At 65.0% G+C, this 25,690-nt stretch carries 19 protein-coding genes and 1 pseudogene; 10 read left to right on the top strand and 10 right to left on the bottom strand.

Annotation, left to right across the window (positions count from 1 at the left end; translation table 11 throughout):
• Positions 1-108 precede the first annotated feature (108 nt).
• The 3 genes from AB2U09_RS21280 to AB2U09_RS21270 all read right to left on the bottom strand — a co-directional run bounded on the left by AB2U09_RS21280 (position 109) and on the right by AB2U09_RS21270 (position 3,880).
• Positions 109-2,685 (bottom strand): hypothetical protein, encoded by a 2,577-nt coding sequence (locus AB2U09_RS21280; RefSeq protein ID WP_459194755.1) that lies wholly within the window; start codon positions 2,683-2,685, stop codon positions 109-111.
• Positions 2,686-2,805: 120 nt separating this feature from the next.
• On the bottom strand, positions 2,806-3,387 hold the full coding sequence (locus AB2U09_RS21275) for a DUF2150 family protein (RefSeq protein WP_459194754.1): 582 nt from the start codon (positions 3,385-3,387) through the stop codon (positions 2,806-2,808).
• A 277-nt stretch (positions 3,388-3,664) separates the two neighbouring features.
• A complete protein-coding gene (locus AB2U09_RS21270; protein WP_459194753.1) occupies positions 3,665-3,880 on the bottom strand; it encodes a hypothetical protein in 216 nt (71 codons plus the stop codon).
• 177 nt (positions 3,881-4,057) lie between these two features.
• On the opposite strand from AB2U09_RS21270, the gene AB2U09_RS21265 reads away from it, so the two are divergent.
• Positions 4,058-4,315, top strand: a complete 258-nt coding sequence (locus tag AB2U09_RS21265; protein ID WP_459194752.1) for a DUF6199 family natural product biosynthesis protein — start codon at positions 4,058-4,060, stop codon at positions 4,313-4,315.
• A gap of 10 nt (positions 4,316-4,325) precedes the next feature.
• Here the strand turns inward: AB2U09_RS21265 and AB2U09_RS21260 are convergent, their stop codons facing one another.
• The 3 genes from AB2U09_RS21260 to AB2U09_RS21250 all read right to left on the bottom strand — a co-directional run bounded on the left by AB2U09_RS21260 (position 4,326) and on the right by AB2U09_RS21250 (position 6,911).
• Entirely contained in the window at positions 4,326-5,174 is an 849-nt protein-coding gene (locus AB2U09_RS21260; RefSeq protein ID WP_459194751.1) for a TatD family hydrolase, read from the bottom strand.
• A 61-nt stretch (positions 5,175-5,235) separates the two neighbouring features.
• Positions 5,236-6,096, bottom strand: coding sequence for a CAP domain-containing protein (locus AB2U09_RS21255; protein WP_459194750.1), 861 nt, complete (start codon positions 6,094-6,096; stop codon positions 5,236-5,238).
• A gap of 296 nt (positions 6,097-6,392) precedes the next feature.
• Positions 6,393-6,911 (bottom strand): NYN domain-containing protein, encoded by a 519-nt coding sequence (locus AB2U09_RS21250; protein ID WP_459194749.1) that lies wholly within the window; start codon positions 6,909-6,911, stop codon positions 6,393-6,395.
• 114 nt (positions 6,912-7,025) lie between these two features.
• On the opposite strand from AB2U09_RS21250, the gene AB2U09_RS21245 reads away from it, so the two are divergent.
• The 3 genes from AB2U09_RS21245 to AB2U09_RS21235 are packed head-to-tail and all read left to right on the top strand — an operon-like array spanning position 7,026 to position 11,200.
• Positions 7,026-7,850 (top strand): ATP-binding cassette domain-containing protein, encoded by an 825-nt coding sequence (locus AB2U09_RS21245; protein WP_459194748.1) that lies wholly within the window; start codon positions 7,026-7,028, stop codon positions 7,848-7,850.
• Between the two features lie 46 nt (positions 7,851-7,896).
• The gene (locus AB2U09_RS21240; protein ID WP_459194747.1) at positions 7,897-9,690 is read left to right on the top strand and encodes a cation:proton antiporter; all 1,794 of its coding nucleotides are present in this window, start codon (positions 7,897-7,899) and stop codon (positions 9,688-9,690) included.
• Between the two features lie 34 nt (positions 9,691-9,724).
• Positions 9,725-11,200 carry an aryl-sulfate sulfotransferase gene (locus AB2U09_RS21235; RefSeq protein ID WP_459194746.1) on the top strand — a complete coding sequence of 492 codons (1,476 nt, stop codon included), beginning with the start codon at positions 9,725-9,727 and terminating at the stop codon, positions 11,198-11,200.
• A gap of 41 nt (positions 11,201-11,241) precedes the next feature.
• Here AB2U09_RS21235 and AB2U09_RS21230 read toward each other — a convergent pair whose 3' ends face one another.
• Positions 11,242-13,776, bottom strand: a complete 2,535-nt coding sequence (locus AB2U09_RS21230) for an efflux RND transporter permease subunit (RefSeq protein ID WP_459194745.1) — start codon at positions 13,774-13,776, stop codon at positions 11,242-11,244.
• A 392-nt stretch (positions 13,777-14,168) separates the two neighbouring features.
• Between AB2U09_RS21230 and gcvT the strand changes: the two genes are divergently transcribed.
• The 3 genes from gcvT to AB2U09_RS21215 all read left to right on the top strand — a co-directional run bounded on the left by gcvT (position 14,169) and on the right by AB2U09_RS21215 (position 18,439).
• On the top strand, positions 14,169-15,266 hold the full coding sequence (gcvT, locus tag AB2U09_RS21225) for a glycine cleavage system aminomethyltransferase GcvT (protein WP_459194744.1): 1,098 nt from the start codon (positions 14,169-14,171) through the stop codon (positions 15,264-15,266).
• Positions 15,263-15,646, top strand: a complete 384-nt coding sequence (gene gcvH, locus AB2U09_RS21220; protein WP_459194743.1) for a glycine cleavage system protein GcvH — start codon at positions 15,263-15,265, stop codon at positions 15,644-15,646. Before gcvT ends, gcvH begins: the two co-directional genes overlap by 4 nt.
• A 273-nt stretch (positions 15,647-15,919) precedes the next feature.
• Positions 15,920-18,439: a DUF5059 domain-containing protein gene (locus tag AB2U09_RS21215; protein ID WP_459194742.1), complete on the top strand. Its 2,520-nt coding sequence runs from the start codon at positions 15,920-15,922 to the stop codon at positions 18,437-18,439.
• 447 nt (positions 18,440-18,886) lie between these two features.
• Here the strand turns inward: AB2U09_RS21215 and AB2U09_RS21210 are convergent, their stop codons facing one another.
• Positions 18,887-19,909, bottom strand: a complete 1,023-nt coding sequence (locus AB2U09_RS21210; RefSeq protein ID WP_459194741.1) for a tyrosine-type recombinase/integrase — start codon at positions 19,907-19,909, stop codon at positions 18,887-18,889.
• A 591-nt stretch (positions 19,910-20,500) separates the two neighbouring features.
• Here AB2U09_RS21210 and AB2U09_RS21205 point away from each other — a divergent pair.
• A pseudogene (locus tag AB2U09_RS21205) lies at positions 20,501-20,767 on the top strand (ArsR family transcriptional regulator); the annotation flags it as partial.
• A gap of 238 nt (positions 20,768-21,005) precedes the next feature.
• Here the strand turns inward: AB2U09_RS21205 and AB2U09_RS21200 are convergent.
• Positions 21,006-21,281, bottom strand: a complete 276-nt coding sequence (locus tag AB2U09_RS21200) for a DUF7563 family protein (RefSeq protein ID WP_459194740.1) — start codon at positions 21,279-21,281, stop codon at positions 21,006-21,008.
• Positions 21,282-21,901: 620 nt separating this feature from the next.
• Here AB2U09_RS21200 and AB2U09_RS21195 point away from each other — a divergent pair.
• Positions 21,902-22,771, top strand: a complete 870-nt coding sequence (locus AB2U09_RS21195; protein ID WP_459194739.1) for a hypothetical protein — start codon at positions 21,902-21,904, stop codon at positions 22,769-22,771.
• A gap of 24 nt (positions 22,772-22,795) precedes the next feature.
• Complete coding sequence (locus AB2U09_RS21190; RefSeq protein ID WP_459194738.1) at positions 22,796-23,740, top strand: hypothetical protein; 945 nt, start codon at positions 22,796-22,798, stop codon at positions 23,738-23,740.
• A 307-nt stretch (positions 23,741-24,047) separates the two neighbouring features.
• Here AB2U09_RS21190 and AB2U09_RS21185 read toward each other — a convergent pair whose 3' ends face one another.
• Positions 24,048-25,688 carry a DUF7845 domain-containing protein gene (locus AB2U09_RS21185; RefSeq protein WP_459194737.1) on the bottom strand — a complete coding sequence of 547 codons (1,641 nt, stop codon included), beginning with the start codon at positions 25,686-25,688 and terminating at the stop codon, positions 24,048-24,050.
• Positions 25,689-25,690: the final 2 nt, after the last annotated feature.

Genomic DNA, 25,690 nt, shown 5'->3' with positions numbered 1-25,690 from the left:
ACCTACAAGTGCCTGTCGACTAGCACATCGACGAGTGTCGAACCCCACGATCGGAAGATCTCGTTCGGACGAGAAACGCAGTGAGGCGCCGTAACGGCGGGATTTTGGTCACGAGACGGTGACGGTGAACGTTTCGCTCCCGGTCGAACCGTCCGCGAGCTCGTAGGAGACAGTGACCTCGAACGACTCTCCGCTCATGTCGATCCGGTTGCCGCCGTTGTTCTCGAACTCGAAGAGCGAGACGCCGAACGTCGTCCCACTCGACGCCTCGGGGTTACCGTTGTTGCTGAATCCGTCGCTGTCCATGTCGAACGTGGCCGGGAGGGAGACGCCGTCGTTGTAATCGACCCAGCCGTCGCTCACGTCGCCGGTCACGTATATCTCGGTCCGCTGTCTCTCGTCGTTGGGCCTCACGCCGTCGCTTATCCGGCGGTTCCCGCCAATACCGGAGACCTCGACGCTCGTTATCTGCGCCCGCTGACTGAAGTCGTTCCTGACGGAGAACTCGACGCCGCCGGTCGTCGAGTCCGGATCGGGTCCGTCGACTGCCACCGCGTCGCCGTTGTAGACGAGCGATCCACTGCCCCCGCCGCCGCCGGATCCCGGTTCACGACCGCCCGCTTGCCCGCCGCCGACCGCCTTGCCGATCACGGAGATCTGCGGGTCGTCGACGAGCCACTGGTCGTTGGCTGCGTCTGCCGCGACCTGCCGGAACCGCAGCGAGAAGTTCCCGTGAAGCGCGTCGCTCCCCAGTCGAATCGCTCGGTGGTAGGTCGGGTTCTGCGGATTGTCCCCGCTCCCGCGGGCTTCGAGCAGGTCCGCTTGCACCCAGCCGCCCCCTGCGGTCCGGTACTCGACGGCGAGGTCCTCGTCGAGCCCCGTCTCGGCGTCGTTCGCCTCGGCACCGGCGTCCTGCGCCCAGTACTGGACGATCACCATTTCCGCGCCGCTCGTGTCGTACTGCGTCGTCACGAGCCCCCCGTCGTCGCCGCCGTCGATCAGCGCCGACTGCGAGCCCGTGTTGGCGTTCCGACTCGTCAGTTTGTCCGGATCGGACCCACGGAAGGTACCGAACACGCCGTAGTTCCCCAGATCCGATTCGAAGCTCTCGTACGACGGCGTGGACACGGCCCGGGTCGCGTTGGCCCCCGCGCTCTGGGTCCACAGCGTGGCGTTGCCCTCCGTCCGCTCGAACCGGACCGTCGTCCTCGCCGTCCCGTCGGAGTCGGTCGCGGTCACCCGCTCGTACGCGCGAACGAGGGCGGTATCGTTCGATCCGAAGCCGACCGGCGCGCCGATCTGCGGCGGGTCGGTCGCCGACTGCATCGTGACGTTACACGGGGCCGGCGTCGACGCACAGGACTCGCCGCTACTCGTCGTTCCCGGTACCGTCGTCGGTTCGGTCCAGCGCAGCGTGTAGCCAGCGCCGCCACCACCGCCGCCGCCTCCGAGCCCGCTCCGGTCCGCGTTCCGCACCGTCACGTTCATGCTGACGTTCTCCGGCTCCCCGCCAGCGAACGAATCCGCCCCCGAACCCGGCGTCACGGCGAAGCTCGCGTTAACTCTCCCTGCGACAGACGCGCCGTCGACGTTCGACGGAGCGCGATAGGTCAATCGTGCGCGGCCGTCGTCGCCCGTCTCCGTCCGCCTCGTTACCTCGCCCACGCCGTCGGTCGCCGCCCGCACCGTCACCCCGCTCACCGGGTTGTTGTACCGGTCGCGCACCTCGACGACGAACTGCGCCGTCCCGCCCTCGGGGACGTGCGTCCCGTTCCCCCGGATTTCGGTCACGTAGGCCGCTTCCGTCCCCGTCACTCGCGTCCCGACGCCGGCCTTCGCCATCCGGAGGTCGTAGGTCCCCGGGACGAGGTCGACGACGAGCATCCGATACTCGGACCCGCCGGGGATCGGGTTCGTCCGCACGTCGGTCACGTTCCCGCCCGCCCCGACGAACTCCTCTTCCAGCAGCGCCTCCCAGCGCGATTCGGGCAACCGCGTCGGCACCCGGACGGTCACGTTCGAGTCCGGGTTCGCGTTGCGCACCGCGACCGTGGTCGACGACGCGCTCACCGGGCGCACGTCCACCGACTTCGTCCCCGACGAGGACTCGCTGAGCGACCCGTTCAGCGCGACGAGCGAGACGACGTCCCCGTCGATCAGCGCCTGACTGCTCCGGGCGACGGTCGTCCCCTCGAAGGAAAACTCGTCGTACAGCACCGAGTTCTCGTAGCGCGTCGACGGCGGCTGGCCGTACTCGTTGTAGTTCGGCCGATAGGCGATCCCGCCGGTGTCGTAGTCCCGGCGAGTCCCGTTCCAGAAGTCGTCCGTCTCGGAATCCAGTGCCGTCGCGTTGGTCACCCCGACCGAAACTGCGGCGTCGGCCGTCCCGACCGTCCGCAACTGCCCGGCCGGCGGCGGCGGATTCACCGCCAGCACTCGCGACGGATACGTCGTCCCGAGCGTGACCGCCACCGACCGTCGTGACGAGTCGCCGACCGTCGACACCACCGCGTTGCGCAGGTCGAGCATGTCTCCCCGGAGTTGCTGGCTGTGGTCGAACTCGACCCGTTCGTTCTGCTGTGGGACGACCGACGCCTGGTAGAGCGCCAGCAGGAGGACGACTGCGGCGAAGATCAGGACCGCCCCGATCTGGATAGACTGGCCCCTGTCGTCCCACGACTCCATGTGCCCGCAGTTCCCGACGGGCGTGCAAAAACCTGTGTCCCCGATTTTCCGCCCTGATAACGACCCGTCGTCCGGAAACCCGGCACCACCGAGCCGGCCGGGACGACCGCGATGGCCCCGTTACTCGTCTTCCTCTTCGACGACTTCGGGGTCTTTCATCGCCGTCTGGAGGCTGTCGAGCCCGTTGACCCACTGGACCACCAGGCCCGGTTCCAGTTCCTCGGCCATCGCGGGGTCGAACTCGGCCCCGTCGATGACGAGCGTCCCCGCCTGGACGCAGTACGACAGCGCGGCGTCGAGGTCCTCCTCGGACTCGGCGTCGGCCGCGGCGCTGACGTAGTCCCCGATGCCGGCGTCCTCAGCGGTGCCGCCGACGACGTACTCCTCGGCCGCGTAGAAGACGCAGACGAGCGAGGTCTGGACGCTGTCCACCAGCATGAGCGCCTCCTCGTCGTCGAACGCTGGCTCGTCGAGGACGACCTCGCGCATGTCCTCGATCTCCGCGAGCGCCTCGTCCTCGTCGAGGACGCCCTCGTCGAAGTCGGAGACGACCTTGACCACGGCGATGGCCGTGTCGTCCTGCATGTTCCACAGCAGTTGCGCGGTGTCGTCGTCCTCGGGGTCGAGGTCCTCTTCCTCGATCCTGTTCAGCCAGTTCTGCCAGCGTTCGGGCGTGTAGTACTCCCCCGGCTGGTTGCTCATACAACTCCGTTCGTCGCTCCGGTCATATGGCTTTCGACCCCGATCCCATGTTTTTCGCTCGAGGGTCGTGCGTAGCGCGACCCCCGAGCCAAAAACATGGGTGAAAAAGGCCGAATTCGCGCTCCGCGCGAATTCGGTGAACCGGCGCCTGCGGCGCCGGATGCGAGCGTGGCGGGCCTGCCTTTCCCCGGGTCGCGCGGCCCGCGCGAGAGCGCGGGCACGCGCTCCCGGCCACCGCGACCGCAATGCTCTGCTCCGCGACCGCAACGCTCTGCTTTCAGTAGGGGTCGTCCGCCTCGATATCGGCGTAGAACCGGACCAGTCCACACTCGGGACACATCACCGTCTCGACCTCCTGGCGCTCGTTCATCCCGAGCTTGCCGAGCAGGCCCTCGCGCTTCTCTTCCGTCTTGACGTGGGGCTGCCACGCGTCGTTCATGCCGAACTCGACCGACTCCATCGAGACGCCGCAGTCGGGACAGCGATGGTCCATGCAGGCTGTTTCGCCCCGGGAAACGTAAATGTCGACTCCAACCGGCCCCTCGCGAACCCGCTACGCTTATCGTGTCAACGGCGGAGTGTAACGTATGCGACGGCGAATCTGCTGGACCCGGGGCGATCGTCCGCGGACTCAGGGGTCGATCGGACGGCGAAACGGATCGGAGCCGAGATGACTGTCGCCGCGGCGGCCAGCGCCACGCTGGTCGGTGCCGTGCTCCTGACGGTCGGCCTGTTCGGCGTGCTCCGGCCGTACACGGTCGCGCTGTGGCGCGAGCGCCTCGACGCCGTGGGGAGCACTCGGTCCTGGGACGACGTCGAACCCGCCGAGTGGCGGGTGACCATCGCCCGCTACACCTTCGCGATACTCCTCGCGGGCGGCGTTCTCTTCCTGTGGATGGCGGCTCAGCAGTGGCTGAAACTGCTGTGAGAAGGGCCGCCTACTCCAGCGTCGCTTCGGTGTCGATGCCGTAGACCGCCGCGGGAGTCTCCACGTGCGCACGCTCGATGGCTTCGTCGTGACCCTCTTCCAGCAGCCAGCGCACCCGCCGCGGGACGGTCTTGACGCCCAGCACCGCGCCCGGGCGGTCGGGGTCGTCGATGTAGTCGGTCTCCATCATGAACGGCTCGTCCTCCTCGATAGCGACCTGTAGGTCCTCCTTGTTCGAGATGACGCTCTTGGTGATCCCCTGCAGGCGCCCGCCGGAGTAGTGCTTGACGACGCGCTCGGGCGGGAGCCCGCGGTCTTCGGCCCACTCGGCGACCTCGCGGAAATCCTCGCCGCCCTCGGCGTGCAACTGGATGGCACAGCCCGCTTCCGCGGCGAGGTCGAATCCGTGTTTCATCACGTCGTTGGAGGCCGCCCAGACCTCGTCGGCGACGTCGTAGTGCGGTCGCCCGGACTTCAGCCCGAGCGCCGGGCCGTCGGCGACGTACTCGGCGGCGACGTCGAGACCGGCCTGCATGCGGTCGCGGGCGTCCTCCGGGTCGAGTCCGTCGTCGACGAGCTGTGAAACCAGCGCCGGGTGGACGCCCAGGACCGGCCACGCGCGGCCCGGAAGCACGTCGCTCGCCCGCTCGACCACGTCGACGGTGAGGTCGAACACCTCGCGGAAGCCCTCGCGGCCCTCGGGGAGGTCCTCCAGCAGGTGCCACGAGGGCTTGTTGACGACGAGCAGGTGGGTACCGCCGTTGTCGGCGAACTCCGCGGCGGCCTCGACCCCCCGTCCGTGGACCGGGTCGAGGTGCATGTGGTCGTCGAGGACCGGACCGTCGATCTCGGCGTTCATGTTTCCGCCTGTGGCGCGCCGGCGCAAAAACCGATCGCTGTCTCTCCGCCCGGCCGCCCCGTCAGCTACTGCCGTAGACGCCGCAGAGGTTGCCGGTCACGTAGACCTCGTTGTCGGTAGTCGTCTCGATGCCGATACCGATGCGGGTGGCGTTGGCGTAGGAGAGGCGCTCACGGTAGGGCTCGGTCTCGACCCACGACTCGAAGATCGCGGCGGCGACGGCCGACTCGTCGCCGTTGTAGCGGGTGCCGTTCCCCGTCTCGTAGGCGCGGCCGGCGTCGGTCTTCCCCAGGACTTCGAGGCGGTTGCGCGTCGGCGTGACGACGTACTGGGCCCCCGATTTCTTGAACTGGCAGGTCTCGAAGAGTTCGGCGTCGCGATAGCGGCCGGCGCTCGACCGGTTGTCGATCCGGTGGATCGTCTCGCCGCGGTCGGCCATGTCGACGCTGTGGGCCGTCGCCATCCGGTCGAGCTTCCGGACGACCGTCCCGTCGGGGTTCCCGAACGGGCGGAGTCCTCGTTCCTCGCGCCAGTCGTTCACCATCCGCCGGAGGTCGCGCTCGATCTCGTCGGTGTCGAACCGCCGGATCAGCATCGGCGTCCGCGTCGCCGTCGCGGTCGGATCCGGCGTCACCGTCGCCGTCGGCGTCGAGGTCGGCGTGGAGACCGTAGTCGGGGTTGTCGGTGCAGGCGTCACGGTCCGCGTCGGCGTCGCCGGGATAGCTGTCGCCGTCCCAGTCGCGGTCGGCACCTGGCTCGGCGTCGGCGTCGCGGCCCCCGGCGGAGTCGCGGTCGGAACACTGGTCCCGTCGGGCGGTCCCGACTGGCCCGTTCCGCCGCCGATGGCGAACCCGAGGGCCGCGCCGACGAGGAAGAGGCCCAGCGCGGACGCGACGAGGACGCGCCCGTCGATGCGAAGCATGCCCGAGGATTCCCGCAGCCCCGGTTAAAGACTGGCCCCCGATTATCAGGCCTTGAACGGGGTCTGGCGCGCGTTCGCCACGGTGGCCGTCGAGGTGGAAGTGTTACAGCACGCCCGCGACGGCGAGCCCGACCAGCAGGCCAAGCCCGAGCGCCCCGGCGAGCACGCCGACGAGAACGCGTTCGTCGATCCGGTACATACCCGACCGATTCGGCGCCGTGGAGTTAACTGTTGGCAGCGGCGCCGTCCCAGGGAACGAGGGCGAGAAGTGAGACGAAACGCTCGCCGGACAGCAACTACCCGAGGGTGATGTCCTCGTGGGCGGTGTTCCGGAGCGCGTCGGAGCGGCCGTGTTCGCCGGGCGCGATGGCGATGGTCGCCAGCCCGCGCTCGGCGGCGGCCTCCAGCACCGGCTTGAAGTCGGTGTCCCGCGAGGCGACCGCGAGCACGTCGATGGCCTCCTCCACGGTCGCCGCCGTCGCGTCGACGCCGAGTTTGACGTCGACGTCGCCGCTCGTCGTCACCACCTCGAACCCGCGCGCCTCGGCGGCCTGGATGAGCCCCGCCGGCGCGTTCTCGTCGAGGTAGAGGTGCGCGTACGAGCACTGCCCGTAGCGTTCCGCCGCCGCTCGCACGTCGTCCAGGTCCACGTCGAACTCCTCGCGGAGGACGTTCGGCCCGTCGACGTACAGCCCCACCCGCGGCTGGTCGTGTCCGCGAGACGTATCTCCGTCATCTGCGTCGTCACCTGCGGACCCCTCGCCGTCGCCCGCGGACCCGCCGTCCCCGCCGAACAGCCGCTCCAGCAAACGCATGCCCCGCCGTTGTCGAGCGCCGAGTATAGGCGTGACGTTTCGGGGCGTGCCGGCCGTGACGGCCGCGGGCGGCCGAACACGTAGAAGTCGGCGGCCCCAAACCGAAGCAAACCGATGTCCGACCACTCCAGCGGGCCGATGGACGACGGTGTCAACGACCCGGTCATCGACGTCGAACGGCTCTCGGTCGAGTACGGGAGCGTGACGGTACTCGATCGACTGGATCTGGCCGTCCAGCGCGGCGAGACTCTCGGCGTCGTCGGGGAGAGCGCGGCCGGCAAGACCACGCTCGCGACTGCGCTGGTCGACGGCGTCGCCTCCCCAGCCCACGTCACCGGGACGGTCACGTACCGCCCCGCGGAGGGCGACCCGATCAGCGTCGGCGGGCTCGACGAGGAGGCCCTCCAGCGATTCCGCCGTGAGACGGTTTCCGTCGTCAGCGGCGACCTCGGCGGGTTCGACCCGACTGCCACGATACGGTCGCAGTTCCGACCGGTACTCCGGGCGACCGACGCGGACGAAGCGCGCGCCCGGGATCTATTCGCGTCGGTCGGCCTCGACGCCGAGCGCGTCCTCGACGCCCGTCCGGGGGAACTGAGCGACGGCGCCAGAGAACTCGCACAGGTCGTCCGCGGCCTGCTCGGCGACCCCGCAGTCCTCGTCCTCGACGACCTCCCCTTCGCCTTCGCCTTCGACGTCGCTCGCGACGACCTGTCGGCCGTACTCGAACCGGACACGGACGGAAAATCGGCCGGCAGCGGCGGAACGACGGTCGCCGCGCTCGGTGGCGACCTGCCGGCGCTCGCGGCGGTTGCTGACCGGCTGGCCGTGCTTCACGACGGCCACGTCGTGGAAATCGGGCCGACCGGCCGGATTCTCGACGATCCGAGTCACCCGCACACGCGGACGCTCGTCGAGTTCTACGGCGGAACGCTGTAGCATTCTCCGGCACGGATTTTACCCGTCTGAGTGCCCAACCGGACACATGGCTCAGGCGGGAATCGACGTCGCGTTGCTCGCGGACGTGCTCTCGGTGTTCATCATCGCCGCCGGCGTCGGTATCTTCGTCGCCAAGGTCGGCCGGTTCCCCTACACCATCGCGCTCCTGATCGCCGGGTTCGCCGCGTCGATCGCGGGGATACACGTCGTCATCGATCTCTCGCACGACCTCATTCTGCTCGTGCTCCTCCCACCGCTGCTGTTCGAGGGGGCGGCGACGACCGACCTCGTGCGCCTGCGGCGCAACTTCACGCCGATCATCGTCCTCGCCGTCGTCGGGCTGATACTCTCGGTGCTCGCGCTCGGGTTCGTCGGGCAGTACGCCTTCGGCTTCGACCTGCTGATCGCGTTGCTGTTCGCCGCGATGATCCTCCCGACCGACCCCGTCTCCGTCCTCGCGCTGTTCGAGGAACTGGGCGCGCCCGACCGCCTCTCGGTCCTCGTCGAGGGCGAGAGTCTCATCAACGACGGTGTCGGCGTCGTCCTGTTTACTGCCCTGCTCGCCCGCGTCACCGCCGAGAACGGCGGTGGCGGCGGACACGGCGGTGGCGGGCCGGAACTGTTCTCGGTGGCCGGCGCGCTCGACGTCGGGCTCAACATCGCCGTCACCGCGGGTGGGGGCGCGCTGGTCGGCATCGTCGGCGGATACGCCGTCTACCGGGTGATGTCCGGCGTCGACGAGCACATGACCGAGATCGTCCTGACGATCATCCTCGCCTACGGCGTCTTCCTCGTCTCCGAGCACTACGTCGAGGTCCTGCTCGGCATCCACTTCAGCGGCGTCATCGCCACCGTCGCGGCGGGCCTGCTCATCGGGAACCGCGGCGCGGAGTTCGCGATGAGCCCGCGGACGAAGCTGTCGGTGTTCAACACGTGGGAGACGGGCGCGTTCATCGTCAACACGTTCATCTTCGTCATGATCGGCGTCACCACGCCGGTCAGCGACCTCCTCGCGAACTGGCGGCTCATCCTCATTGCAATCCCGCTGGTACTCGCCGCGCGGGCGCTGGTGGTCTATCCCCTCACGTGGCTGGTCAACCGCTTCAACGAGCCGACAGTGCCGTTCGACTACCAGCACGTCATGGTCTGGGGCGGCCTGCACGGCTCGATCCCCATCGCACTGGTACTCGGGATCGGGAGCGGGTCCGGGCTCTCTCCGGAGCTGCGGACCACGCTCCGGGCGATGGTCTTCGGCGTCGCCGCCTTCTCGCTCGTCGTCCAGGGGATGACGATGTCGAACCTGTTGAACGGCCTCGGTATCGTCACTCGGTCGGACGACGAGGAGCTGTACGAACTGCTGGTCGGCCGCGCTCGGGCGGTCGACGAGGCGCTGCAATCCGCCGAGGAACTCCACGAGAGCGGCGAGCTCCCGGCGGAGGTGTACGAGGACTTCACCGCCGAGTACGAGCGCGAGAAGGCCCAGCTCAACGACGCCATCGCGGAACTCCTGCGGAAACACCCCGAGCTCCGTCGCGAGCAGCTGCTCGCCGGCGAGCGGCAGGTGCTCCAGCGCGAGAAGTCGGCCATCAGCGACGCCATGCGCCACGGCGTGGTCAGCGACGACATCGGCGAGCGCCTCGTCGAGGAGACCGACCTCAAGCTCGATTACGTCCGCGACGGTCGCAGCACGGTCGAACAGCGCGAGGAGGGCTTCGAAGAGTTCTGGCGACGGCGCGCCCGCGAGTTCGGCCTCGAGGCCGTCGAGGGAACGCGGACCGGACGCGAGGAGGGCGAGCGACCGACCGACCCGGCCGACCGCGGGCCGGACGCCGAGTCGTAACCGAGTTAACCCAGTCCGTCGCAGGTGGTGGCAGATGCGCCGAATCGTCCTCCCGACCGCAGTCGTCGCGCTCCTGCTCGTCGTCCCCGTCAGCGCCGCCGCTAGCGCGGTTGCACCGGGCCAGACCGACGCGAGGGGCTCCCTCACCGGCCCCGGCGCGGCGACGCAGGTCTCGCTGCAAGACAGTCCGAACCCCTGCGTCGGAACGATGGAGCGAACGCCCGACCGAACGACCCTCTTCTCGATCCAGGGCGCCCACGGGAGCGAGAAGACGTCCGCGATGGTCGTCGGTGCCGATCCCGACGGGTCGGTCGTCGGCGTCCACAACGACACCGCCGCCGGGCGCTGGTGGACCTACGACGTCGACCTGCTCTCCAACGGCAACATCCTCCAGTCGACCACGCAGTCCCGCCACACCCTGATCGAGGAGGTCGACCCCGCGACCGGCGAGCACGTCTCCGAGCGCCACTTCCGTGACACGCTCGACACCCACGACGTCGACCTGATCAACGGCGACGAACTGCTCATGAACGACATGAGCCAGAACGGCGGGGACCGCGTGTTCGTCTACAACCTCACCCGCGAGGAGGTCGTCTGGGAGTACAACTTCTCGGACTACCCCGAACACTACCCCGAGTCCGGCGGCGGCGAGTACGGCGGCGACTGGACCCACAACAACGACGTCGAACGGATCGACGACGGCGTCTTCATGGTCTCGGTCCGCAACTTCGACAAAGTGGTCGCCATCAACCGCTCGACGAAGGACGTCGAGTGGACGCTCGGCGAAGACGACAACGCCACGATCCTCGACGAACAGCACAACCCGGACTACATCGAGAGCGAGGACGGCACGCCGACGGTCGTCGTCGCCGACAGCCTCAACGACCGCGTGGTCGAGTACCAGCGCGAAGGCGGTCGCTGGAACCTGACGTGGAGCCTGCGAGGCGGCGGCCTCGACGAACCGCGCGACGCCGACCGGCTACCGAACGGGAACACGCTGATCGCCGACCGCCGCGCCCACCGCATCGTCGAGGTGACACCCGAGGGCGACGTCGTCTGGGAGATGTACTCGCCGTACCAGCCGTACGACGTCGAGCGGGTCGGCACCGGCGACGAGTCCAGCGGGCCAGCGATGGCCGACGTCGGGGCGACCGGACCCACGGAGGTGAGCGGCAGCGCGGACTTCGACGAGTCGGACGTCGCGGCCTGCTACGACTACCTCACGTCGGTCGACAGCACCCGGCTGATCCCCGACGACGACCTCGACGCCGTCACGGGCCAAACGGCGACCGACGGCAGCGATACCGCGAGCGGCACTGACGGCAACACCGACGCTGGTGCCGGAGCTGGCGGACAGGACAACGGTGACACCGAGTCCGCCGACAGCGGCGACAGCGTGCTCGGCACGCCGACCGACGAGTCGGGGCCGGTGCCGCTCGGGACCGTCCTCGCGCTCGGCGCCGTGGGCTCGCTGCTCGCGGGTGCGCTCGTGCGTCTGCGACGGCGGTGAAACGCGGCGGCACCGAAAACGGCGATTCGCCGGTCTCTTCCTCAGTCCTGTGCCACGTGCGCGTCGGGCGACGCGGGTTCGTGCCGGACGGCGTCGACGCTCCCGTGGTTCGCCCACGTCAGCAGCAGGCTCGGCAGGACGAACACGGCGACCACGAACGACAGCGACAGCGCGAGGACGACGAGCGCCCCGAAGCTCTGGATCTGCGGGTGCGGGTGGAGCAGCAGGGCGCTGAACGCGCCGACCGACGTGAGCGTGCTCCCGAGCAGCGCCCCACCGGTGCCCGTGACGGCCGTCCGGAGCGCGCCGGTGACGGTCCCCCCGCGTTCGAGTTCCTGCGCGAACCGGTCGCTGACGTGGATGTTGTAGTCGATGCCGAGGCCGACGACGAGGCTCAACAGGAGCGCGGTCAGGAGCGTCAGCGGCACGTCGAGCAGGTACATCCCGCCGACGACCAGCGCGAGCACGAGCGTGATCGGGAGGGCCGTCACCGCGCCGAGGCTCGCGCTCCCGGTCGTGAGCCGATAGACGACCGTCAGCAGGACGGCGACGGCGGCCAGTGCGATGACCAGCGTCGTCACGATGCTGTCGGCGGTCTGGGACAGTTCGGCCTCGTTGAGCGTCCCGGCGCCGACTGCGATGGCACTGACGCCCTCGGCGTCGACGCTCCCGGCGACGGCCTGCATCGCGTCGCCCTGGTCGGTGTAGGTGGCCGCGTCGCTGATCGGAACGATCACCCGGAGCGAGCGGTACTCGCCATCGGTCCGCTCGATTACCCGGCCCGCCTGTTCGGGCGCCGCGCCGTACAGCGCGTCGTAGACGCCCGCGACGTTCCGTTCGGGAACGCCGTCGCCGTCTGTGTCAGCGCCGCGGTACACCCCCGCGAACTCCTCGTTCGAGGCGGCGACCGACTGCATGACCGACAGCGGCGAGACGGCAGGGACCGACCCGTCGCGCTTGAAGACTGCGTCCCGCTCGGCGGCCGAATCGTGGACCGTCTGGACGGCCGCGAGCGCGGCCGGCGAGGTCACCTCGCCTTCGAGGAGGACCTGCGAGCGCCGCTGGTCGTCCTCCGTGGCGGCGCGGTAGTGTTCGTCGACGTACCGGCTCTGTTCGTCGTACTCGTGGGTCTCCCAGCCGAGCGGCCCGGGCAGGTCCTGTTTCCACTCGGCGATCGGTTCGTTGGTCTGCTGGACCGACTGTCGGTCGAGGTCCGTCCAGGCGACGGCCCCGGCCGACCCGGCGACCAGCGCGAGGACGATCACTACCGGTGCGGCCCGTTTGGCGAGCGTCGCGCCGCTCGACAGGAACGGTTCGAGCAGCCGCATCTCGCCCAGCGTTCGCTTGCGCCGGTCGAGTCCGACCCATTCGAGGAGGCTATCGACGGTCACTTTCAGCGCCGGGACGAGCGTCAAGGAGATCACGAACGTCGAGATCACGCCGAACGTGATCCCGATGGCGAGCTGACGGATGACGCTGAACTCGTTCGTCGCGTTGGACATGAATCCGACAGCAGCGGTGAGCGTCACCAGCCCGAGGGCCACGGCGACCGAGGAGAGCCCGCGGAACATGGGCTCGCGGATGCCTTCGGCCTCGCCGCGTTCCTCGCGGTAGCGCATGAACACGTGCAATCCGTAGTCAACGCTCAGCCCGACGATGAGAACCGGACCGATGATCATCGTCATGCCGGCTGGGATCCCCATCCAGCCGAGGATACCGAACATCCACAACACCGAGCAGACGACGCCGGTGAACCCGACGATCACGTCCACCAGGTCGCGGTAGGAGAAGGCCAGCACCGCCAAGATGGCGAGCAGCGCGACCGGGACGATCAGCTCCGTCGTCTGCTGGCTGTAGAGCGCGTTCGACGCCGCGATGGCGTGCTCGCCCGTCGTGAAGTACTCGGGGTCCTCGCGGTCCTGCGCGGCCTCGTAGAGCGCGGCGGTCGCCGCGGTACGCGTCTCGGCGGCCGACCCGCCGTCGTCGGCGCTCCCGAACCTGAATAGCAGCCGACTGCTCTCGGCGATCGCCGACCCCGACTCGTAGTTGCTCGGGAGCAGCGCTTGCGCCTGCGGACGTTCGGCGAGCGTCTCCGCGACGAGGGTCTCGACCTCACCCTCGTCCGCCGCTTCCAGCGCGGCGATCTGCTCGTCGAGGCTCGCGTCGGGGTCACCGGCCGCACGCGTGGCGACCAGATTCGCGATTCCGACGGGGTCGCGGTCGCCGAGACTCGCGACGACCGACTCGTTTTCGAGCGCTTCCCGTTCGAACCGCAACGAATCCAGCAGTGCGGCCTTCGAGAGGACGTTCCCGCCGTCGGACCTGACGTAGACCGGTGCGGGACTGACGGCCGTCTCGTTCCCGTTCTCGTCGTCGTGGTCGTAGTTTGCCTGGATGTAATCCAGTTTCTGAGCGACTTCCGTGTCGCCGACGGCGCTGCTCGCGTTGGTCTGGCTCTGGGTCTGAAGCTGCCCGACCCCGGCGACGACCCCGGCCGTGGCTAGCAGCATGACGAGCAGGACGACCACGTTGTGCTCCGTGACGAACCGGAGCGGTCGTTCGAAGACGTCCCTCACGGCGCCACCTCCGAGCGCGTGCACGATGCGCCACCCGGTGGACGATTCCGGCCGGGCGGGAGGGCGATTCGACGGATCGACGTTCGGGGAACCATTGCGTACTACCCATCGCCCGGATCGATCATATAAAGGGGAACACAGTTTCTGGCCCAGAAGCCGTGCGAAACTGCCGCCGGTATCGGCTTGTTCCGGGCGAAACTGGCCTACCGGGGAAACCGGATAGCGGAATTCGCGACCGGCGACCCGCTCTCACTCGGCGGGTGCTGTCCCGACCGGGCCCGATTCGATATAGCTCCATAGGGTTGAGAGCGTCAGACGACGGGGTTCGATGGGGGTCAGCGCGCGCACGGGCGACGACAACAGTTACGTCGCTGGCGGGCGGAAATCGGCACATGACGCTCAGACAGCCGCCGCTCGCGGCGGTACACGAGAGCAGCGACGCGACGCTGACGGAGTTCGGGGGGTGGGAGATGCCCGTCGAGTTCGACTCGATCCGCCGGGAACACGAGGCGGTCCGCGAAACCGTCGGCCGGTTCGACGTCTCCCACATGGGCCAGATCGCCGTCACCGGCGACGAGGCCGGTCGCCTCACCAACCGGCTGGTCACCAACGACATTTCCGACCTCGACCCGGGCGAGTCGAACTACGCCGCGATCACCGACGACCGCGGCGTGATGCTCGACGATACCGTGGTCTACCGTCCGCCGGCCGACTGGTCGGTCGACGCCGACTACCTGGTGGTCCCCAACGCCGGCCACGACGTCGAGATGGCCGATCGCTGGACCGAACACCGCGAGGCCCGGGACCTCGACGCCACGGTGGAGAACCGCACGGAGTCGCTCGGGATGATCGCCCTCCAGGGGCCGGTCGCCGAGGACCTGCTGGCCGACGAGACCGACGGCGACCTGGGTTCGCTGGCCCGCTTCGAATCGTTCGTCGCGAACGTCGCCGGCGTCGAGACGCTGGTCTCCCGGACCGGATACACCGGCGAACCCGGTTTCGAGCTGATCGTCCCGTGGGAAGAAACCGAGACGGTCTGGAGTGCGCTGGACTGTCAGGCGTGCGGGCTCGGCGCCCGCGACACCCTCCGGCTGGAGATGGGATATCTGCTCTCCGGACAGGACTTCGACCCGGAGGACAACCCCCGTAACCCGTACGAAGCGGGCCTCGAGTTCGTCGTCGACCTCGACTCGGAGTTCGTCGGCCGCGACGCCCTCGAAGGTGCGGACGTTGAAGGCGTCGACGAGCGCCTCCGGGGCATCGAACTCGTCGACCGCGGCGTCCCCCGTGAGGGCTACGCGGTCACCACTGCCGAGGGCGACCCGCTCGGGGAGGTGACGAGCGGGACGATGAGCCCCACGCTGGGGAGCGGCATCGCGCTCGCGTACCTGCCGGTCGACCGGGTGGAACCCGGCGATCACGTCCGCGTCGAGGTCAGGGGCGAACCGAAGAAAGCACGTATCACGGCGCCCCCATTCCTCGATAGATGAGCTTCGACGTTCCCGACGACCTGCGCTATCTCGAATCCCACGAGTGGGTGCGGGTCGACGACGACAGCGCGCGCATCGGCATCTCCGAATTCGCCCAGGACGAGCTCGGCGACGTGGTCTTCGTCGACCTCCCGAGCGACGGCGAGGAGGTCACCGCCGACGAGGACTTCGGCGTCGTCGAGTCGATCAAGGCCGTCTCTGACATCTACGCACCCGTCTCCGGGACCGTGACCGCGGTCAACGACGACCTGGTCGACGCGCCCGAACTGATCAACGAAGATCCCTACGGCGACGGCTGGCTGATCGAGGTCGAACTGGCCGACGACGCCGAACTCGACGACCTGCTCTCGGCCGACGAGTACGAAGCACAGATCGCCTGACCCCGAGAACAGGGCCGCGGTCCGACCGACCCGACGGAACTTCTCTCGCATCCACTTTTGCGTTCAGATCCCCGCGTCGCGCGAGTTCGTCGCCCCGGTCCACGTTTCGGTCCGTTCGCTTCCGCGTTCGTGAATCGATATCCGCTATATCGAATACCGGGGTCGCTCGATCAGTGGGGACACAGCAGCCACCGAAAGACGCTCGGCACCGAACATGTTTAGGGGTGCCTAAAGATCGGTGCGCTTAATGGCATTTAGGTAGCCCTAAATCGTATGGAACGAAGCAGGCGCGAGGTGTTGACCGCAGGTGCGACGCTCTTCGCGACGGTGGGCGTCGCCGGGTGCAACGGAACGGACGGGAACGACGCTGAGACGGAAAGCGGCGAAACCGGGGACGGCGGCGACGGGGCTGCAGCCGCAACGAGCGGGGACACGCCGGCCACTGACCAAGAAACCGGTGGGGCGGCGTCGGTGGACGCCGCCGTCGCCGCGGAGTGGAACGCGATGCGCGCCCGCGTGTGGGACGCGGCCGTTCTCGGCTTCGCGGACGAGGCGGGCGCCGGCGCGTCGGTCGCACAGTCGACGTTCGCGCGCTTCGAGGAGGCAACCGGTGAGTACGGCGCTCACGAGGCCCTCGAACACACCAGCGAGGAGAATTACGCGGAGTTCGAGGAAGCGCTCGGCGAGTTACGGACGGAGGGGCTGGAACCGGGCGACACCCAGCGGGTTCGCGAAGAAGCGACGATCGCGAACACTGAGCTCTCGGAGGCACAGCAGGCCACCGTCGGGGAGTCGACCGCCGAGGCCCTCACGCTCCAGTTGTTCGGGGCACGCGCGCTCGACGCGGCCGCCCTCGCTGGCGCCGATAACCTCGACGGTGCCCACTCGGCCGTGGACGAAGCCATCAGCGGCTTCGAAGAATCGAGCGTCCACGACGCCCTCGAATCCGCCGATGGGGACGTCTACGAAACCTTCGAGAGCAGCCTCGAAGCGACGCGATCGGCCGCCGAGAGTGGAGACGCGGAGACCGTTCGGAACGAGGCGGAAGCCGCCTACGCCGCGGCGATCGACGGAAGCTACGTGCTGGCCGATACCGAAGCAGCCGCGGGAGCCGGTCACATCGCGTCCATCCAGGCGCGTGGCTGGGACGCCGCAGCCCTCGCTGCAGCGGGCGGCCCCTCGACGGACTTCGCCCACGCCGCCGGCCTGACGCTGTACCGCGCTCGCGCTGCCGACGCGCGCTGGCTCGCAGCCCACGGCGAGACCGACCGCGCCGCGACGGTCGCCAGCGACATCTTCGCGCACTTCGAAGAAGCGCGCGCCCACGAAGCGCTGGAGGAAGCCGACCACGAGGCCTACGAGGGCTTCGAATCGGGTCTCTCGAACCTACAGTCGGCGATCGAGGGAGGCGACGCCGGCGCGGTCGACGACGCGCTCGCCACGGTGGACGAGAATCTCGTGACCGGAATCGAGGCGCTAGCCGGCCCGAACGCGCCGCTGCTCGAGGCGGCGTTCGTCCGCGCTCGCCTCGCCGACGCCCGCGAGCGCTATCGACTGGGCGACGGGAGCGAGGCCGCCGCGATCGCACAGGGCGTCTTCGAGCGCTTCGAATCGAACGAGCTCGACTTCCACGAGACGGTCGAGGAGACCAGCGAAGACCTCTACCACGCCTTCGAGGAGGAGCATCTCGCCGGCCTGATCGACGCCTTCGAGAACGGCGACGACGAAGCCGTGGCGACCCACCACGAGGGCATCGAAACGACGCTCCTCGAGTTCGAGACGGCCGCCGGCACGGAGGCCACCGTCAGCGGCGTCGAAGCCGCCTACATGGGCGCCCGCGGCTTCGACGCCGCCGTTGTCGACGCTCTCGGTGACGACGGACGCGCGGAGACGATCGCCCAGAACGCCTTCGAGCACTTCGAGGCCGGGGCCGGCGGGTATCACGAAGCGCTGGAGGAGGCCGACGGCGAGATATACGAGTCCTTCGAGGAACGCCTCGGTGCGGTCTCGACCGCAGCCTCCGACGGCGAAGACGTCTACCCGGCGAGCAAATCCTTCGGCGAGGAGGCGCTGGCGTCGGCGTACGCGATCGTCGAGAGCGGCGGCGGATCGACGAGCGAGGCCGCTGCGACGGTCCTGCAGGACGCCTTCGCGCACTTCGAGGACGCGCGGGTCCACGAGCTCCTGGAGGAGTCGAGCCGCTCCGCCTACGAATCCTTCGAGCGCCAGCTCGACGCGTACATCACCGCCCTGCAGGACGGCGGCGACGTCGAGAGCGCAGCCGGGACGTTCGCGAACGCCGCCCAGTACGCCCAGTTCGCGCTGGTCGACGGCGTCGAGGAATTCCCCGTCGACCTGCGCCTCCCCGGTGCGAGCGGAGACGGCAGTAGCGAGGGCGGAAGCGGCGAAGGCGGCGATTCCGACCTTCAGGGCGGCCCGAACGTCGTCGAAGGCGTCCCAGACGACGCCGACCACGTCGTCGACCTACAAGCCGTCGCCTTCGAACCGTCGGAGCTGACGGTCTCGAAGGGCGACACGGTCGCCTGGAAACACGCCGCCGGCGAGCCCCACACCGTCACTGCCGTCGAGAGCGAACTCCCCGACGGGACCGACTACTGGTCGTCCGGCGACTTCGACTCCGAGGACGCGGCCCGAAACGGATGGGAAGAGGGTAGCGGCGCGGTCCAGTCCGGCCAGTCGTTCGTCCACACCTTCGAGACGACGGGCACCCACGAATACGTCTGTATCCCCCACGAAGCCGCTGGGATGACCGGGTCCGTCACCGTGGAGTAGTCAGAACGGGTCGCCGGCCGGCCGCCTTCACAGTCGTGACTTCGGTTGTCAGGCCGTCTCCAACGACGTTAGTTACCTAACGTGTCTTCGTTGTCAAGCAACCGGTTGACAGCCGTTCCCACCCTTTTCCCTACTGGGGATGATCGATGCAGTCAACCCCGTGCCTGTATCGAACCGGTCATCCCCACTTCCACCGACGGGCGAGAGAGCGACACCGGGGCAACTACCCCTCATCTCGCTACGGGGCGCAGGGTTGCTGGACTACACGGTTTTACTCGTCCGGTATCAGAAGTCGTAGACAAGTTCACACGAGAGGCTTCGGTGGAAGATACAGAAGCGTAGAACGCCGGAATCCGTTGTACTGGAGTGGGCCCGCTCGGGACAGTAGTATTTGCTAGTCGATGCATCCGGGTCGAAACGTAAAGCTTGCCTGCGGTCATGTCTATCTCAGTTTCCTGGTAGGTAGTCGCGTCGCTGTTCCATCTTTTCGCGTTTCGTGCGCCGGTCGTAGTGCTTGTCCAGCACCTTCCGGCTCACATCCATCCGGTCGCTCACGATCTCGTGCGGAACGTCCTCCAAGAGATGGGCGGTAATCGCCCCGCTCCGAACGTCGTGAGGCGACCGACTCGATGGACAAGTACTCGCTTGGTGGATGTGGGTAGCGTCGCAATCGTCCGGGTCGCGGTCGTGCGGACACCCCCCGCCGACCGCACAGGGGCGAGTGACGCAGTAAATCGCGTCCCGAAGGGTGGATGTCGTCGGGCGGCCGTGGCTCGTCGTTACCAGAGGGTCGCGCCCGTAGTCGTCGGTCACATCTTCTCGGGGGCCCTCGATGTAATCCTGTAGCACCCGAGCGATACGCTCCGAGAGAGCTACCCACCGCTCACCCCGCTCTTTGTTTTTGAGCGGCGTATCCTGTTCCGGCCGGTGGACCAACTCGACGCCCGGCGACCGCGTATCCAGCTGGCAGTCATCCAGATCGAGCGCTCGAAGCGCACCGACTCGCATCCCTGTGTGCCACAGCGTGAGGAAGATCACGTGTCGGCGGGAAGCGTACTGGTACCGGTCGAGATAAGCCAGTATGTCCTCGGCCCTCGCGGCGTCGAGAGACGTTTCACTCACCTGTTCCTCGGTGCTGACGGTTGGGAGCATGACCTTCGAGCGAAGGCCCTCCGGGACCGCGTTCACCGACGCACAGAAGCGCAGGAACGACCGGAGCGTGGACAGTTGCCCGCGGAGAGAGACCATTTTCAAATCACCTTCCTCACGGCGCCACACTCTGAATGCGTGAAGATCCCGGCCGCTCAGGTCGTTCAGGTTCGTGATGTTCTCTTCCTCGCACCACTCTACGAACTTGCCGAGTCGGTACTTGTGGCTCTGGAGCGTGTTATCGGACGCTTCACCGCGCCGCGTTTCGAGATACATGTCGAGCGCAGCGTCTGGAGCCATCGCCTCCAGGTCGTCGCTCATGCGGCCCACCTCCGACTATCAGATCGATTACTTTCGGCGCAATGCGCAGGCTTACAGTCGTTCCGCTGGTTGCATCGCATGGTGTACCTCACTCTATTGGGGGCACTGTGGACGCGCACCGCAGATGCCAGACCCGTCCAAAGTTCGGGCATCTGCGGCGGGCGACCACGAGCCAATGCGCATGTTCTGTCGGCCTTGTAAAAGGGCTCAGCCAGACGCGCGCAGTGAAAGTGAAAGTAATTGGTAACCAGACCCGTCCCACGAAAAACCGCCATACGGCGGGTGAAAGTGAAATCGGGGTCGGGGCAATTCTGCGTAGTACCTGACTTTTGGTAAGATGGGTGTTCCCTGTGCATGTGTTCGCTCGCAAGAGCGGCACCCAGCCGGCAGGGACTTCCTCGGCTGGCGGCACTACCTCACTCTGACCCACTCCCCTAACGACGGGTGTCTCGCTCTGCCAGCACGATTTAGTCAGTAGCTACTTGTAATTACCGTTGGCAATTGCCGTCCACACTTATTGTAAGCAATTACTAATGGACTAAAGTAGACTGATTACCGATGGCAATGGAGATGTGCAACAAGGGTCAAATCGTGCGCCTCGTACAGCCTACCGACTTCCTAATTCTGGAAGCTCTGGACGAACACGGCCGGAACGTCGCTCCGAATTTAGAACATCATACCGAGAAGAGTCGAAAGAATATCAATAACCGCCTACCCGTACTGGAAGACTACGGCCTAGTCGAAAAAGTCGGTCCTGCGGAAAACTCCGGGCTGTACGAGATCACGGAACGCGGCTTGCTGGCGCTCGAACATCGGGACGAGTACGATGAGGTGGACGATTTCGGGGAATATCTGGACAAGCAATAGCCCCGTCTCTCGTACACACGATAGCTAAATTCCGGCCTGAGGGAGTAACTCGACACCCGATTTCACTTAAAGCCCATACTGGCCCATAGCCCACAGCGGTCAATATACGCTCTCGAAGAACCATGTCCACTCGAATATGCACACCGCCAGATCTCGCTCGTGTGCATATCGTGGCGAGCTGTAGTCTTGACGTGCGACCGCTGGGGGTCGGATAGAAGAGGGGTGTCCGTCAGGGATTCGAGGCGGTCTGTTCGGTTCGCCAGTCCTGTTCGTAGTCAGCCGACTGACTCTGGCGATCTTGTGGGTCGGTGTGGCTAACGGTCTTCCCGGCAGCGCTCCCCTTGTGGATGCGCGTCGGAGAATCGCACGCGGAGCAGCGATGGGCGATGTTGTCCTCGTCACCGAACGTGCGCCGATAGTCCCGTGAGACGAAGTTCCCGCAATTCTGACACGCCGTGTGGCTTTTTCGCTGGCTACCCCGATTTCGCCGATCAGGAGCCGACATACTCGACCCTGTGAGACCACTCGGTGTAAATCAGGTTTCCCGCGCACCACGGAAGGTGAAAATCAAGAGAAGACGGATGAAATACGCTCTACCACCAGTTCTCGATCAACGACAGTTGGTGAATCGCACAGGGATAGATCTCAGGTTGACACTACGGATAGTGGAATCGCCAGACTGCAAGCCGGTGAAATCTGGAAAGTGTAACCGTCCCCCCTATAGAGTATTGTTCACTTTGACTCGTGTACCTGTGCGTGCTGCATTCAGATCTAGCACTGACAGACGTGAATACGCGCTATCTACCAGAGAACAAGTTCCGACAGCAATCAGTCCGCTCTCGATGTAGGTCCTACTGCAACAGAAGAATCTCAAAATCACAAGATAGCGGGCGATCCACGTCCGTTGCATCTTGCACACCCCCACCCGTGTTCTATAGCCCATCACGTGCGCTCGCTAGCAGGGCGAGCGAGGCACACCATGGGCCGTACCGCAAAATGGGCCGGGGGCGTGTATATATAAGACGCGCGATGAACCTCACCATTTCTGCCGACCCAGTTATTGTATCCAGAATTTGGTATACTAATGGGGAATTTTTATCTTAGTCTATATCAATTTACCATGACATGGCTACAAACAAGCCCCCTTATGATGCCACAGTTGAGAATATCCGCGAGCTTTGTCAATCGTGTCGAGATACCTCTAACGCTGAGAGTGACGATCTTGAAGAGGAAACCGAGGATCTAGAGGGCACCACATTTGATAGAAATCTAGAAGCTGCTGTCATCCTTGGGCTATTCAAAAAGGACGAGGACGGATTGTACACACCTACAAAAAGAGGAAAAAGGATTGGATACGGGCCGGACAACGGAGAGGAAGAAAAGATATTTCGGGAGATTGTGCGTGAAAATGAGTTTTACAATCAACTTCTCGAAATTGTGGGCGACAAACTGACTGAGAAGGACGGAGAGCATTATCTTTCCCGAGATGATGTGATGAAACAGATCGGAATCAACTTCGACTTTGGCGTGGGCGATAGGACATTAGAATCCGCTTCAGGCACGTTCCTGAAAGTATTAGATGCTGCCGGTCTTGGAGAGTATACCCAAGGTAGGTCGGGTTATCCAACTAGACTAGTGATTAACGACGAATTCACAGGATTTGTAGCGAATATAGAGGAAACCGAGGAGGAAGACAGCGAAGAACCAACGGAAGAACATCATTCTGGAACTGACGATGAGGCAGCTGATCAGGAAGCACCAGCAGAGGAAGCACCAGCAGAGGAAGTTGGAGATCCTGCCGAGATTCGTGCTAAAGTACAACCTTTTGAGGAAGCAGTAGACGAGGGATCAAAGGAAGAAACAGTTGAAGAAACGACCGTAGAGAAAACTCTGAATAATGGAGCGGTTGAGGTAGAAGTGAATATTGAGATATCATCCTCTGACTGGGATAGTGAAGAAGTTGTTGAACTGATCAACACGATACAATCTGAGTAATACCAGATGTTCCCTTCATATTTGGTGCCTCCCGAGGATATTGTCGAAGTGATTTTTGCGGTTTCTGAATTGGGCGAGGGAGCGTCCAATAAACAAATTAAAGAATTCACAGATATCTCAGAAAGAAAGGTACGGGAATCGATTAAGGTTCTTAGAGAGATAAACGTGATTGTTGGAGAAGAGGATTATACACTTGCGATTCAATATGATGACCTCGTACAGCAACTGCAACCACAAGACAGAGACGCTCTTATAGAGGAGGCCTTAGTGGATTATCAGCCCTTCGTTGATTATGCATCTTATATTAATCAAGGATATTCTTCTCAACAAGCCTCTCGGAAGGTGAATTCTGCTTACGATGTTGCAAAGTCACCAGAATACCTACAGAATTATTTAGAGCGCTTATCGCAGTACGCAGGCATCGTATCCGACAAAGATGAATTGAAGATTGATATAAGAAATATCCCAACCGATTCTACTGCCTCAGTTGAGGAACTCAGAGATGCCTTAGAATCGAAACTAGAAGTCAGAGTATTCTTAGACGAAATTTTGGAAGAAGAAATAATGACGTTCTTGGATGCAGACACGAAAAATGATCTAACAGAAGCATTCCTTAAACACTCAGATTCGCCTAGGGCTTCGATTAGTGCTTCTGGAAGGGCATTAGAGGATTTTCTTAGAAGTATTGGTGATACATACGGAGATGATGACCGCGATTATGCCAGCGCCTCTGGTATAATTCCCGTTTGTAACCATCTTCAGGGAGACAATCTAGTTGAAAAAATCCATAAACGCCGGATCTTTTCCTTTGCGGAGATCCGTAACAAAGGCGGCGCACACGGCGATGACGCAGAGAAACTGGAACGATGGACTACCACTCCAGAAGTGAGTCTAACTGAAGCATTCGATGCAACTCTACTAATTAGAAGTGTGTATCTCTATGCTGATCGTGAAGAATTGATCCTCTGACGGATATCATCGCGCTTTCAATTCTAAATCTCAACTCTACTGCCTGCCATGTGCGGTGTATTTTGATGATGTGGCCTTAGCCACACCCCTAAGTGGAAACGCGACCCCCGCGGTCGCGTTTCCGCTCGGGCGGTGGTCGTGGCCCATCGCCCATAGCCCATCGCGCCCGGCTCGACGTCCTCGATCTCCCGCGTCACTCCGAGGCGAAACCCGCAATAGAGGCGAAAATACCCGGAAAATAGAGGGGATCGAGAGTGTCGCCACTACCCGCGAACCGGGACGCTCCCGGTCCGCGGGCAGGCGACCGCTACGCCAGCAGCCTCCAGGCGTCCACCCGGCAGCACTCCCCGTCAGGTCGCGACCACTTCACGACCGCAGAGCGGAACCGCTCGGCATCCTGCTTCGCGTCGGTCCACAGGTTGAACGCTCGCTTCAGCAGGAATGACGGAGACGGGTCCGCGTCCGGGTCGAGCTCACCGAATCGGATTTTCATCCGCGCATCGCCCTTGTCTCGATAGTCGATGTTGTATCGGTCGCAGAACGCCAGCAGCGCGCTCGTCCGCTCATCTAACCCACGCTCCGCGGCCTCCAGAGCTTTTGCGCTGACCGATGCAGCGTCTCTCACCGCCTCTTCAGCGCGCTGCACTGCGTCGTGGACCAATTCAGCGACGTAGGTAGACCGCAGAGACACACTGCCGTACTCGCGCTCCACGAGATCGTCCATCCGGCGCAGCGCTTTCCGAACGCTATCGACGTGCCGGCCTTTCGCCTCCGCGATATCGGCCGGCGCTACGTTGCCTCCGTCAGTTACCAGCACCTCCAGCGACTCCCATTCCACGGGCGAGAGGCCGTCTTTGACGTGCTTGAGAACTACCGACTCCTGTTCGTGGTGGATGTGCGCCATGTCCAGTGTCGGCGGTTCCTCGAAGCCATCCGATACCTCCGCCTCGAAGTACGCATCTTCGACGAACGGGCCGCTTCCGTGGTCCGGGGCCACGTCGAGATCGGCGTCGATGAGGACGGCGTGGAGTACCCGGTCCAACTCGTGTTGCAGCTGGGCGAGTGCCTCCTGGTCGGCGCCGAGCGTATCGTCCCAACGACTTACCTGATACGAGACGCCCACCTTCGGATGCGCCAGCGGGTCGTCTCCGTCGCGCTCGTAGGCTTCGCGGGCGTAGTAGTGCTTCACCTCCACGGGTAGCTCATGCGATGGGAACGCCTCTCGAACGCGCTCAGGGCCGAGAGTCACCGTGTGGTAGTAGCCCGGCAGGTTCCGGCCGTGCTCGTCATCATCGTTCTGGACGACTTTGCGGTAGCCCGTTCGGTCATCTTCAAGCAAATGCCCCATCGTCGCGATCGGGCCGTCGCGCGAGTGAACGGGTCCGCTTTCGTCCTTGTGGACACGGACGTACCGCTCGGCGTCCTGAGTGTTCGAGAACTCCAGCGGATTCTCAAAGTACCCCATCGAGATCCCGACGGCCTCGGCTGCGCGCTTCAGCAGCGTCGAGTAGCGGAAGGCGTTGATGTTGCTCCCCTGAATGCGGACGTTGATCCCTTCGTCCATCTCGTCGGGTACGTCCATCTCGAAGCGCGTACCGTCGTCACTCTCGACTTCCATTCCTTGCCAGCGCGGAGCGAGGTGCACGTTGAACGACCGCTCTCCCACTGGGTCTTCCTCACTGGCCCGAGCGACGTGCAGTCGGAACTCCCGGATCTCGTCCAAGCGGAAGTCCGTCCCCGTGGGCGTAGATGGACCGGGGTGGACGATGCCGGAATCTTGATAGTATAGCTTCACGTTCCAACACTCGCCGGCAACCTCGAAGCGGGCTTGCTGACTCCCACCGCCCGCTTTGACCCGCGAATCCGCCGCGAAGTACGGCATCAAGCCGTCTTCGGCGAACAGGAGATTCGCCGCGTACTCGTGCCACGCGGGCTGTATCGCGCGCAACC

The sequence above is a fragment of the Halosimplex yunnanense genome (genome assembly GCF_054504345.1).
Note: the sequence above shows the minus strand (reverse complement) of the source record. Positions and strands in the feature narration are given on the sequence as shown.

What these genes read in the sequence shown, in the direction of transcription:
- AB2U09_RS21280 (WP_459194755.1), bottom strand. Translation starts at nt 2,685, where the DNA reads ATGGAGTCGTGGGACGACAGGGGCCAGTCTATCCAGATCGGGGCGGTC.
- AB2U09_RS21275 (WP_459194754.1), bottom strand. Translation starts at nt 3,387, where the DNA reads ATGAGCAACCAGCCGGGGGAGTACTACACGCCCGAACGCTGGCAGAAC.
- AB2U09_RS21270 (WP_459194753.1), bottom strand. Translation starts at nt 3,880, where the DNA reads ATGGACCATCGCTGTCCCGACTGCGGCGTCTCGATGGAGTCGGTCGAG.
- AB2U09_RS21265 (WP_459194752.1), top strand. Translation starts at nt 4,058, where the DNA reads ATGACTGTCGCCGCGGCGGCCAGCGCCACGCTGGTCGGTGCCGTGCTC.
- AB2U09_RS21260 (WP_459194751.1), bottom strand. Translation starts at nt 5,174, where the DNA reads ATGAACGCCGAGATCGACGGTCCGGTCCTCGACGACCACATGCACCTC.
- AB2U09_RS21255 (WP_459194750.1), bottom strand. Translation starts at nt 6,096, where the DNA reads ATGCTTCGCATCGACGGGCGCGTCCTCGTCGCGTCCGCGCTGGGCCTC.
- AB2U09_RS21250 (WP_459194749.1), bottom strand. Translation starts at nt 6,911, where the DNA reads ATGCGTTTGCTGGAGCGGCTGTTCGGCGGGGACGGCGGGTCCGCGGGC.
- AB2U09_RS21245 (WP_459194748.1), top strand. Translation starts at nt 7,026, where the DNA reads ATGTCCGACCACTCCAGCGGGCCGATGGACGACGGTGTCAACGACCCG.
- AB2U09_RS21240 (WP_459194747.1), top strand. Translation starts at nt 7,897, where the DNA reads ATGGCTCAGGCGGGAATCGACGTCGCGTTGCTCGCGGACGTGCTCTCG.
- AB2U09_RS21235 (WP_459194746.1), top strand. Translation starts at nt 9,725, where the DNA reads ATGCGCCGAATCGTCCTCCCGACCGCAGTCGTCGCGCTCCTGCTCGTC.
- gcvT (WP_459194744.1), top strand. Translation starts at nt 14,169, where the DNA reads ATGACGCTCAGACAGCCGCCGCTCGCGGCGGTACACGAGAGCAGCGAC.
- gcvH (WP_459194743.1), top strand. Translation starts at nt 15,263, where the DNA reads ATGAGCTTCGACGTTCCCGACGACCTGCGCTATCTCGAATCCCACGAG.
- AB2U09_RS21215 (WP_459194742.1), top strand. Translation starts at nt 15,920, where the DNA reads ATGGAACGAAGCAGGCGCGAGGTGTTGACCGCAGGTGCGACGCTCTTC.
- AB2U09_RS21210 (WP_459194741.1), bottom strand. Translation starts at nt 19,909, where the DNA reads ATGAGCGACGACCTGGAGGCGATGGCTCCAGACGCTGCGCTCGACATG.
- AB2U09_RS21200 (WP_459194740.1), bottom strand. Translation starts at nt 21,281, where the DNA reads ATGTCGGCTCCTGATCGGCGAAATCGGGGTAGCCAGCGAAAAAGCCAC.
- AB2U09_RS21195 (WP_459194739.1), top strand. Translation starts at nt 21,902, where the DNA reads ATGGCTACAAACAAGCCCCCTTATGATGCCACAGTTGAGAATATCCGC.